The 9,100-nt window shown below is 66.1% G+C and carries 17 protein-coding genes; all 17 read left to right on the top strand.

All coding sequences use genetic code 11. The features are described 5' to 3' along the window. The first annotated feature begins 59 nt into the window (after positions 1-59). The 17 genes from ACIQK6_RS28505 to rpsH all read left to right on the top strand — a co-directional run bounded on the left by ACIQK6_RS28505 (position 60) and on the right by rpsH (position 9,095). Complete coding sequence (locus tag ACIQK6_RS28505) at positions 60-1,190, top strand: hypothetical protein (protein WP_402695692.1); 1,131 nt, start codon at positions 60-62, stop codon at positions 1,188-1,190. A gap of 475 nt (positions 1,191-1,665) precedes the next feature. Next, entirely contained in the window at positions 1,666-1,974 is a 309-nt protein-coding gene (gene rpsJ / locus ACIQK6_RS28510; RefSeq protein ID WP_003948644.1) for a 30S ribosomal protein S10, read from the top strand. Positions 1,975-1,988: 14 nt separating this feature from the next. After that, positions 1,989-2,633 carry a 50S ribosomal protein L3 gene (gene rplC, locus ACIQK6_RS28515; RefSeq protein WP_007265899.1) on the top strand — a complete coding sequence of 215 codons (645 nt, stop codon included), beginning with the start codon at positions 1,989-1,991 and terminating at the stop codon, positions 2,631-2,633. A 4-nt stretch (positions 2,634-2,637) separates the two neighbouring features. Further along, positions 2,638-3,288 (top strand): 50S ribosomal protein L4, encoded by a 651-nt coding sequence (rplD, locus tag ACIQK6_RS28520; RefSeq protein ID WP_402695693.1) that lies wholly within the window; start codon positions 2,638-2,640, stop codon positions 3,286-3,288. Continuing rightward, positions 3,288-3,611 (top strand): 50S ribosomal protein L23, encoded by a 324-nt coding sequence (gene rplW / locus ACIQK6_RS28525; RefSeq protein WP_215023440.1) that lies wholly within the window; start codon positions 3,288-3,290, stop codon positions 3,609-3,611. The genes rplD and rplW overlap by 1 nt, the downstream gene beginning before the upstream one ends. Before the next feature lie 39 nt (positions 3,612-3,650). Next, on the top strand, positions 3,651-4,487 hold the full coding sequence (gene rplB, locus ACIQK6_RS28530) for a 50S ribosomal protein L2 (RefSeq protein WP_008739715.1): 837 nt from the start codon (positions 3,651-3,653) through the stop codon (positions 4,485-4,487). A gap of 12 nt (positions 4,488-4,499) precedes the next feature. After that, positions 4,500-4,781: a 30S ribosomal protein S19 gene (gene rpsS / locus ACIQK6_RS28535; protein WP_008739713.1), complete on the top strand. Its 282-nt coding sequence runs from the start codon at positions 4,500-4,502 to the stop codon at positions 4,779-4,781. A 43-nt stretch (positions 4,782-4,824) separates the two neighbouring features. Then, positions 4,825-5,172, top strand: coding sequence for a 50S ribosomal protein L22 (rplV, locus tag ACIQK6_RS28540; protein ID WP_007265904.1), 348 nt, complete (start codon positions 4,825-4,827; stop codon positions 5,170-5,172). Beyond that, on the top strand, positions 5,172-6,014 hold the full coding sequence (gene rpsC, locus ACIQK6_RS28545) for a 30S ribosomal protein S3 (protein ID WP_030230639.1): 843 nt from the start codon (positions 5,172-5,174) through the stop codon (positions 6,012-6,014). Before rplV ends, rpsC begins: the two co-directional genes overlap by 1 nt. A gap of 5 nt (positions 6,015-6,019) precedes the next feature. Continuing rightward, complete coding sequence (gene rplP / locus ACIQK6_RS28550) at positions 6,020-6,439, top strand: 50S ribosomal protein L16 (RefSeq protein ID WP_008739704.1); 420 nt, start codon at positions 6,020-6,022, stop codon at positions 6,437-6,439. Next, positions 6,439-6,663, top strand: coding sequence for a 50S ribosomal protein L29 (rpmC, locus tag ACIQK6_RS28555; RefSeq protein ID WP_008739703.1), 225 nt, complete (start codon positions 6,439-6,441; stop codon positions 6,661-6,663). Before rplP ends, rpmC begins: the two co-directional genes overlap by 1 nt. Further along, on the top strand, positions 6,663-6,944 hold the full coding sequence (gene rpsQ, locus ACIQK6_RS28560; protein WP_030008467.1) for a 30S ribosomal protein S17: 282 nt from the start codon (positions 6,663-6,665) through the stop codon (positions 6,942-6,944). Before rpmC ends, rpsQ begins: the two co-directional genes overlap by 1 nt. Positions 6,945-7,049: 105 nt before the next feature. Then, the gene (gene rplN, locus ACIQK6_RS28565; protein ID WP_008739701.1) at positions 7,050-7,418 is read left to right on the top strand and encodes a 50S ribosomal protein L14; all 369 of its coding nucleotides are present in this window, start codon (positions 7,050-7,052) and stop codon (positions 7,416-7,418) included. 2 nt (positions 7,419-7,420) lie between these two features. Next, positions 7,421-7,732 carry a 50S ribosomal protein L24 gene (gene rplX / locus ACIQK6_RS28570; RefSeq protein WP_030008468.1) on the top strand — a complete coding sequence of 104 codons (312 nt, stop codon included), beginning with the start codon at positions 7,421-7,423 and terminating at the stop codon, positions 7,730-7,732. Beyond that, positions 7,732-8,283 (top strand): 50S ribosomal protein L5, encoded by a 552-nt coding sequence (rplE, locus tag ACIQK6_RS28575; protein WP_030008469.1) that lies wholly within the window; start codon positions 7,732-7,734, stop codon positions 8,281-8,283. The genes rplX and rplE overlap by 1 nt, the downstream gene beginning before the upstream one ends. Before the next feature lie 5 nt (positions 8,284-8,288). Next, positions 8,289-8,474, top strand: coding sequence for a type Z 30S ribosomal protein S14 (locus tag ACIQK6_RS28580; protein WP_003956452.1), 186 nt, complete (start codon positions 8,289-8,291; stop codon positions 8,472-8,474). 222 nt (positions 8,475-8,696) lie between these two features. Further along, a complete protein-coding gene (rpsH, locus tag ACIQK6_RS28585; RefSeq protein WP_007265911.1) occupies positions 8,697-9,095 on the top strand; it encodes a 30S ribosomal protein S8 in 399 nt (132 codons plus the stop codon). The last annotated feature ends 5 nt before the right edge of the window (positions 9,096-9,100 follow it).

Below are 9,100 nucleotides of genomic sequence, written 5' to 3' on the forward strand. Positions count from 1 at the left end.
GGGACCAGTCGCCCGATCGGTGGCCGAGGGGCCGCACACGGATGCACACGGGGTGGGACATGGGCGGGAAACACGAGGACGCGCGGGGCTCGGGCATATCCGACGAGGAGCTGGCGGCGTTCTTGGAGCAGGCTGCCGCGGGCACCGGAGAGGCGCCGCGCGAGCCGTCGGCGCGGGCCCGGATGGTGACCGAGCGGCTGCGCCACCAGCAGGATCCGCCGGGCTGGCGCACCGGCCCTACCGGGCGGGGGACACGGGGCGGGCGGGGCCGGGCCAAGCGGGGGATCAAGGTCACCCTGGCCGTCGTCTTCATCGCCGGGCTCGCGCTGGTCGCGGTACGGCCCGAGCTGGTGATCGACCGGGTCACGGGCAAGACCGCCGCCCGGGAGGCGGCGAGGGTGCCGCTGCCCGCGGAGACGGCCCGGCCGACCGCGGCCCCGGGTGCCGTGCCCCCGGATTCACCGACCCTGGCAGAGCCCTTCCGGGGCTCCCCGGCCCTGCAGTGGGCGGACGGCGCCGCCGGCATCGAGATGCCCGAGGCCACCGCCGTGAACGGGGTCAGCCGCGAGCTGGTCGCCCAGGGGCTGGAGCGCACGAAGCAGTTCCTGGTGCTCGCCAACCTGGACCCGGCAACGCTGCGCGGCGAGCGCCCCACCGCGGCGCTGCAGATGATCGACCCCGGCCAGCGGGAGATGGTGGACCGGTTGGAAGGGGCCCTGGCCCGCCCGGGCAGGGACGCGGACCCGCTCCAGGTGTTCACCCGCGCCGACCCCGCACGGGTGCGCCTCGCCGGCGACGTGGTGAAGGTGCGCGGCCGGACGACGGTCGAGCCCGGCGCGAGCCCGGGCCAGATCGACGTCATGACCGACTACACCTTCGTCTACCCGCTGGTCCAGGCGAAGAGCGGCGCCGAGGAGGTCAGCCGCACCATCGTGCGCAGGCAGATGGAGTTCACCTTCGCCGATCCCCGCAAGTGGCGGGTCGAGGCGGGGATGATGCAGATCGGGCCCTACCAGTACGACATCGCGAATTCGGAGTGCTTCGTCTACGACGGGTACCTGCATCCGATGTTCCGGGACGCGCCGACCGACAGCCCCGAGCCGACAGGGACGCCCAGGGACCCGTACGACCGCAGCCAGGCCCTGGAACAGCCCGAGCAGGAGGGGTGCGGGACGGTCTCGCGGACCTGACGCGGCCGGGGAGGAGCTCCGCTGGGCCAAGGGTGCGGCGCAGTTTGACCACTCAGCGTGGCGGGGTATTCTCTTCGGCCCGATTGGCCAGGTACGTGCCTCGTATGGCAGACTACTCAAGTTGCTCGGCTGAGTGCCGATGCTGCGCGCCTCCCGCCGGGAGGACCGGAAGCGAGTCCCACAGTACTCGTCGTCCTTAATCTGCCTCTCGGGGCAGCAATGGGGACGGACGTACGGGAATCTTCTGGGAAGTGTCAGCACGGTGCCCACCAGGCACTCGGTGGGTGTTTCTCCCCCGAATCGCGGTCATCGGGACCGCACCCCCTTGGATGAGGGAATTTCCGTATGGGAATTTTCTGTAGAGGGAGTGCGACACGCCCGACCGCGTGGGTCGGAGGAGGGGCGGCGGGATTCCATTCCGCAGCCGACCGGGAGCCAGAGCGTTTCCACATACAGACAGGACTACGGAGTAGCCATGGCGGGACAGAAGATCCGCATCCGGCTCAAGGCCTACGACCACGAGGTCATCGATTCCTCGGCGAAGAAGATCGTCGAGACGGTGACGCGCACTGGTGCGTCGGTCGCGGGCCCGGTGCCGCTGCCCACTGAGAAGAACGTGTACTGCGTCATCAAGTCGCCGCACAAGTACAAGGACTCGCGCGAGCACTTCGAGATGCGCACGCACAAGCGCCTGATCGACATCCTCGACCCGACTCCCAAGACCGTTGACTCGCTGATGCGCCTGGACCTTCCGGCCGGCGTTGACATCGAGATCAAGCTCTGAGAGGCGTCGAGAAGATGGCAAAGCAGATCAAGGGCGTCCTGGGCGAGAAGCTCGGCATGACCCAGGTCTGGGACGAGAACAACCGTGTCGTCCCGGTGACCGTGGTCAAGGCCGGACCCTGCGTCGTTACCCAGGTCCGTACGAACGACATCGACGGCTACGAGTCGGTCCAGATCGCCTTCGGCGAGATCGACCCGCGCAAGGTGAACAAGCCCCTCAAGGGCCACTTCGCCAAGGCCGACGTGACCCCCCGCCGCCACCTGGTGGAGCTCCGCACCTCCGACGCCAGCGAGTACACGCTCGGCCAGGAGATCACTGCTGAGGTGTTCGAGTCCGGCGTCAAGGTTGACGTCACGGGCAACAGCAAGGGCAAGGGCTTCGCCGGTGTCATGAAGCGGCACAACTTCCGGGGCCTCGGCGCCGGTCACGGTGTGCAGCGCAAGCACCGCTCCCCCGGTTCGATCGGTGGCTGCGCCACCCCTGGGCGTGTCTTCAAGGGCATGCGCATGGCCGGTCGTATGGGTAACGAGCGCGTCACCACCCAGAACCTGACCATCCACGCGGTTGACGCGGAGAAGGGTCTGCTGCTCATCAAGGGCGCGGTCCCCGGTCCGAACGGCGGCCTCGTCCTGGTCCGTACCGCGGCCAAGGGGGCTTGAGGTAATGAGCACCATTGACATCCTTTCGCCGGCAGGCGACAAGGCCGGTACCGTCGAGCTCCCCGCGGAGATCTTCGACGCGAAGACCAGCGTTCCGCTGATCCACCAGGTCGTTGTCGCTCAGCTGGCTGCTGCCCGTCAGGGCACGCACAAGACCAAGCGTCGCGGCGAAGTCCGTGGTGGTGGCCGCAAGCCGTACCGCCAGAAGGGCACCGGCCGTGCGCGCCAGGGTTCGACCCGCGCGCCGCAGTTCGTCGGCGGTGGCGTTGTCCACGGCCCGCAGCCGCGTGACTACTCCCAGCGGACCCCGAAGAAGATGAAGGCTGCCGCCCTCCGCGGTGCCCTCTCGGACCGTGCGCGTCACTCCCGCATTCACGTCGTCACCGGCGTGGTCGAGGGTGCTGCCTCCACGAAGGCCGCCAAGACGCTGTTCGGCAAGATCTCGGAGCGCAAGAACCTGCTCCTGGTCGTCGACCGCGCCGAAGAGGCCGCGTGGCTGTCCGCCCGCAACCTGCCCCAGGTTCACATCCTGGAGCCGGGCCAGCTGAACACGTACGACGTGATCGTCTCTGACGACGTGGTCTTCACTCAGACCGCTTTCGAGTCCTTCGTGTCTGGCCCCAAGGCCGATGAGACCGAAGGGAGCGACGCGTAATGTCTGACGCGACCGTTACCAGCAAGACCTTCACTGACCCGCGCGACCTGCTGATCAAGCCGGTTGTCTCGGAGAAGAGCTACGCGCTGCTCGACGAGAACAAGTACACGTTCATCGTCGCGCCCGGCTCGAACAAGACCCAGATCAAGCAGGCTGTGGAAGCGGTCTTCTCGGTCAAGGTCACCGGGGTCAACACGATCAACCGTCAGGGTAAGCGCAAGCGCACCAAGACTGGTTTCGGCAAGCGCGCTGACACCAAGCGCGCCATCGTGACCCTCGCTGAGGGCGACCGAATCGACATCTTCGGCGGCCAGGCCTCCTAACGGAGGTCTAGTCGTCCGGAATCGGACGAGGACTGAGAAATGGGTATCCGCAAGTACAAGCCGACGACCCCGGGCCGTCGTGGCTCCAGCGTCGCCGACTTTGTCGAGATCACGCGGTCCACGCCGGAGAAGTCGCTGGTTCGCCCCCTGCACAGCAAGGGCGGCCGTAACAACACCGGTCGGATCACCGTTCGCCACCAGGGTGGTGGACACAAGCGCGCCTACCGCGTGATCGACTTCCGTCGTCACGACAAGGACGGCGTGCCGGCCAAGGTCGCGCACATCGAGTACGACCCCAACCGCACCGCGCGCATCGCGCTCCTGCACTACGCGGACGGCGAGAAGCGCTACATCATCGCGCCGAAGGCTCTGAAGCAGGGCGACCGGATTGAGAACGGCCCCACGGCCGACATCAAGCCCGGTAACAACCTCGCGCTCCGCAACATCCCGGTCGGTACCACGATCCACGCGATCGAGCTCCGTCCCGGTGGCGGCGCGAAGTTCGCGCGTTCGGCTGGTGCCTCCGTGCAGCTGCTGGCGAAGGAGGGCACGATGGCCCACCTTCGTATGCCGTCGGGCGAGATCCGTCTCGTCGACGCGCGCTGCCGCGCCACGGTCGGCGAGGTCGGCAACGCCGAGCAGTCGAACATCAACTGGGGCAAGGCCGGCCGCATGCGCTGGAAGGGCGTTCGCCCGTCCGTCCGCGGTGTCGCGATGAACCCGGTTGACCACCCGCACGGTGGTGGTGAGGGCAAGACCAGTGGTGGTCGCCACCCGGTCTCCCCGTGGGGTCAGAAGGAGGGTCGTACTCGCTCGCCGAAGAAGGCTTCGAGCAAGTACATCGTCCGCCGCCGCAAGACGAACAAGAAGCGCTAGGAGCGGGTTTAGATGCCGCGCAGTCTCAAGAAGGGGCCCTTCGTCGACGACCACCTCGTAAAGAAGGTGGACGTCCAGAACGAAGCCGGCACCAAGAACGTCATCAAGACCTGGTCCCGTCGCTCGATGATCATCCCCAGCATGCTGGGCCACACCATCGCGGTGCACAACGGCAAGACCCACGTCCCGGTGTTCGTCACCGAGTCGATGGTCGGCCACAAGCTCGGCGAGTTCTCGCCGACTCGCACCTTCCGCGGCCACGTCAAGGACGACCGGAAGTCGAAGCGCCGCTAAAGGCGGGGTGGTTATGACTATGACTTACACCGAAGGGACAACCATGGAAGCCAGGGCCCAGGCGCGGTACATCCGCGTCACGCCCATGAAGGCCCGCCGAGTGGTGGACCTTATCCGTGGCATGGATGCCACGGAGGCTCAGGCGGTCCTGCGTTTCGCCCCGCAGGCCGCGAGCGTGCCGGTCGGCAAGGTGCTGGACAGCGCCATTGCCAACGCCGCACACAACTACAACCACCCGGACGCCTCCACGCTGGTCATCAGCGAGGCGTACGTGGACGAGGGCCCGACCCTGAAGCGGTTCCGTCCGCGTGCCCAGGGCCGTGCCTACCGGATCCGCAAGCGGACCAGCCACATCACCGTGGTCGTCAGCAGCAAGGAAGGTTCCCGGTAATGGGCCAGAAGGTAAACCCGCACGGGTTCCGGCTCGGCATCACCACCGACTTCAAGTCGCGTTGGTACGCCGACAAGCTGTACAAGGACTACGTCAAGGAAGACGTCGCCATCCGTCGGATGATGACGTCCGGCATGGAGCGCGCCGGCATCTCGAAGGTTGAGATCGAGCGCACCCGTGACCGCGTGCGTGTGGACATCCACACCGCTCGTCCGGGCATCGTCATCGGCCGCCGTGGCGCCGAGGCCGACCGCATCCGCGGTGACCTCGAGAAGCTCACGGGCAAGCAGGTTCAGCTGAACATCCTCGAGGTCAAGAACCCCGAGCTTGACGCTCAGCTGGTTGCCCAGGCCGTGGCCGAGCAGCTCTCCTCCCGCGTCTCCTTCCGTCGTGCCATGCGCAAGAGCATGCAGGGCACGATGAAGGCCGGCGCCAAGGGCATCAAGATCCAGTGTGGCGGCCGTCTCGGCGGCGCCGAGATGTCCCGCTCCGAGTTCTACCGCGAAGGCCGTGTGCCGCTGCACACCCTCCGCGCGAACGTGGACTACGGCTTCTTCGAGGCCAAGACCACCTTCGGCCGCATCGGTGTGAAGGTCTGGATCTACAAGGGCGACGTCAAGAACATCGCCGAGGTTCGCGCCGAGAACGCTGCGGCCCGTGCGGGTAACCGCCCGGCCCGTGGCGCGCAGGGCGCTGGCGACCGTCCCGCCGGCCGTGGTGGCCGTGGTGGCGAGCGCGGCGGCCGTGGTGGCCGCAAGCCGCAGCAGGCTGCTGGTGTCGAGGCCCCCAAGGCCGACGCTCCCGCCGCCGCTCCGGCCGAGAGCACCGGAACGGAGGCCTGACCGACATGCTGATCCCTCGTAGGGTCAAGCACCGCAAGCAGCACCACCCGAAGCGCAGCGGTATGGCCAAGGGCGGTACTGAGGTCACGTTCGGCGAGTACGGCATCCAGGCGCTGACCCCGGCGTACGTGACGAACCGCCAGATCGAGGCGGCTCGTATTGCGATGACCCGCCACATCAAGCGTGGCGGCAAGGTCTGGATCAACATCTACCCGGACCGCCCGCTGACGAAGAAGCCTGCCGAGACCCGCATGGGTTCCGGTAAGGGTTCTCCTGAGTGGTGGATCGCCAACGTGCACCCGGGCCGGGTCATGTTCGAGCTGTCCTACCCGAACGAGAAGATTGCTCGTGAGGCGCTCACCCGCGCTGCTCACAAGCTTCCGATGAAGTGCCGGATTGTTCGGCGCGAGGCAGGTGAGTCGTGATGGCGACGGGAACCAAGGCGTCCGAGCTGCGTGAGCTCGGCAACGAGGAGCTCGTTGGCAAGCTGCGCGAGGCCAAGGAGGAGCTGTTCAAGCTCCGCTTCCAGGCGGCCACGGGTCAGCTGGAGAACAACGGCCGGCTCAAGTCCGTCCGTAAGGACATCGCTCGCATCTACACCCTGATGCACGAGCGTGAGCTCGGTATCGAGACGGTGGAGAGCGCCTGATGAGCGAGAACAACGTGACTGAGAAGACCGAGCGCGGTTTCCGCAAGACCCGTGAGGGTCTGGTCGTCAGCGACAAGATGGACAAGACCGTCGTCGTCGCCGTCGAGGACCGCGTGAAGCACGCCCTGTACGGCAAGGTCATCCGCCGTACGAACAAGCTCAAGGCGCACGACGAGCAGAACGCTGCTGGCGTCGGCGACCGCGTCCTCATCATGGAGACGCGTCCGCTGTCGGCGAGCAAGCGCTGGCGCATCGTCGAGATCCTCGAGAAGGCCAAGTAATTATCTGAGGGGTTTCCCTCAGGTTCGTTCCGCCAGGCTCGGTGGGGGCGACGCTCTCCGGAGTGAAGCCCCCGCCGGGAACCGGCAGACAAACAGGAGATACACGTGATCCAGCAGGAGTCGCGACTGCGTATCGCCGACAACACTGGTGCCAAGGAAATCCTTTGCATCCGTGTTCTCGGTGGTTCCGGTCGCCGCTACGCGGGCATCGGTGACGTCATCGTCGCCACCGTCAAGGACGCGATCCCCGGTGGCAACGTGAAGAAGGGTGACGTCGTCAAGGCGGTCATCGTTCGCACCGTCAAGGAGCGTCGCCGCCAGGACGGCTCGTACATCCGCTTTGACGAGAACGCCGCCGTCATTCTGAAGAACGACGGCGACCCTCGCGGCACCCGTATCTTCGGCCCGGTGGGCCGTGAGCTGCGCGAGAAGAAGTTCATGAAGATCATCTCGCTCGCGCCGGAGGTGCTGTAAGCATGAAGATCAAGAAGGGCGACCTGGTCCAGGTCATCACCGGTAAGGACAAGGGCAAGCAGGGCAAGGTCATCGTTGCCTTCCCCGCCGACAACCGTGTCCTCGTCGAGGGTGTCAACCGGGTCAAGAAGCACACCAAGGCTGCGCAGAACCAGGCCGGTGGCATTGTGATCACCGAGGCCCCGGTCCACGTCAGCAACGTTCAGCTGGTTGTGGAGAAGGACGGCAAGAAGGTCGTCACCCGCGTCGGCTACCGCTTCGACGACGAGGGCAACAAGATCCGCGTTGCCAAGCGGACGGGTGAGGACATCTGATGGCTACCACTCCGCGTCTCAAGACGAAGTACCGCGAGGACATCGCGGGCAAGCTGCGTGAGGAGTTCTCCTACGAGAACGTCATGCAGATCCCCGGCCTCGTGAAGATCGTGGTCAACATGGGTGTGGGCGACGCCGCCCGCGACTCCAAGCTGATCGACGGCGCCATCAAGGACCTGACGACGATCACCGGTCAGAAGCCGGCCGTCACGAAGGCCCGCAAGTCCATCGCGCAGTTCAAGCTGCGCGAGGGTCAGCCGATCGGCTGCCACGTCACCCTCCGTGGTGACCGCATGTGGGAGTTCCTGGACCGTACGCTGTCGCTCGCGCTGCCGCGTATCCGTGACTTCCGTGGTCTGTCGCCGAAGCAGTTCGACGGCCGTGGTAACTACACCTTCGGTCTCACGGAGCAGGTCATGTTCCACGAGATCGACCAGGACAAGATCGACCGTACCCGGGGTATGGACATCACCGTGGTCACCACGGCGACCAACGACGCTGAGGGCCGCGCGCTCCTTCGTCACCTCGGCTTCCCCTTCAAGGAGGCGTAAGCGAGATGGCGAAGAAGGCTCTCATCGCGAAGGCTGCCCGCAAGCCCAAGTTCGGTGTGCGTGCGTACACCCGCTGCCAGCGCTGCGGTCGTCCCCACTCCGTGTACCGCAAGTTCGGCCTGTGCCGCGTCTGCCTTCGTGAGATGGCTCACCGTGGCGAGCTGCCGGGCGTGACCAAGAGCTCCTGGTAATTCCCTTCCGTCCGTAAGGACTTGGGAAGTTCCAGAGACTCTCGGTAAGCATCTGGTCGGTGGGTGCCCAGCTCCGCATGCCGTAGGCTTGTGGGGTTGGGCGTCCGCCGCCCTATCGACTTACTACGCCGTAGGTCCCCGCACCGCACCCGTCCCGCCACTGAGTGGGGAGAGGGATGGCGCATACAGGAAACCCCGGCGAGAGAGGCCGAAGGCCACTTCATGACCATGACTGACCCGATCGCAGACATGCTGACCCGTCTGCGTAACGCTAACTCGGCGTACCACGACACCGTCGTGATGCCGCACAGCAAGATCAAGTCGCACATCGCAGAGATCCTCAAGCAGGAGGGTTTCATCACCGGCTGGAAGGTCGAGGACGCCGAGGTCGGCAAGAACCTCGTCCTCGAGCTGAAGTTCGGGCCGAACCGTGAGCGCTCCATCGCGGGCATCAAGCGGATCTCGAAGCCCGGTCTGCGCGTGTACGCGAAGTCCACCAACCTGCCGAAGGTGCTCGGCGGCCTGGGCGTGGCGATCATCTCCACGTCGCACGGTCTGCTCACCGGCCAGCAGGCAGGCAAGAAGGGCGTAGGTGGGGAAGTCCTCGCCTACGTCTGGTAGTCGGG

Source organism: Streptomyces sp. NPDC091682 (assembly GCF_044756625.1).
Lineage (GTDB): Bacteria > Actinomycetota > Actinomycetes > Streptomycetales > Streptomycetaceae > Streptomyces.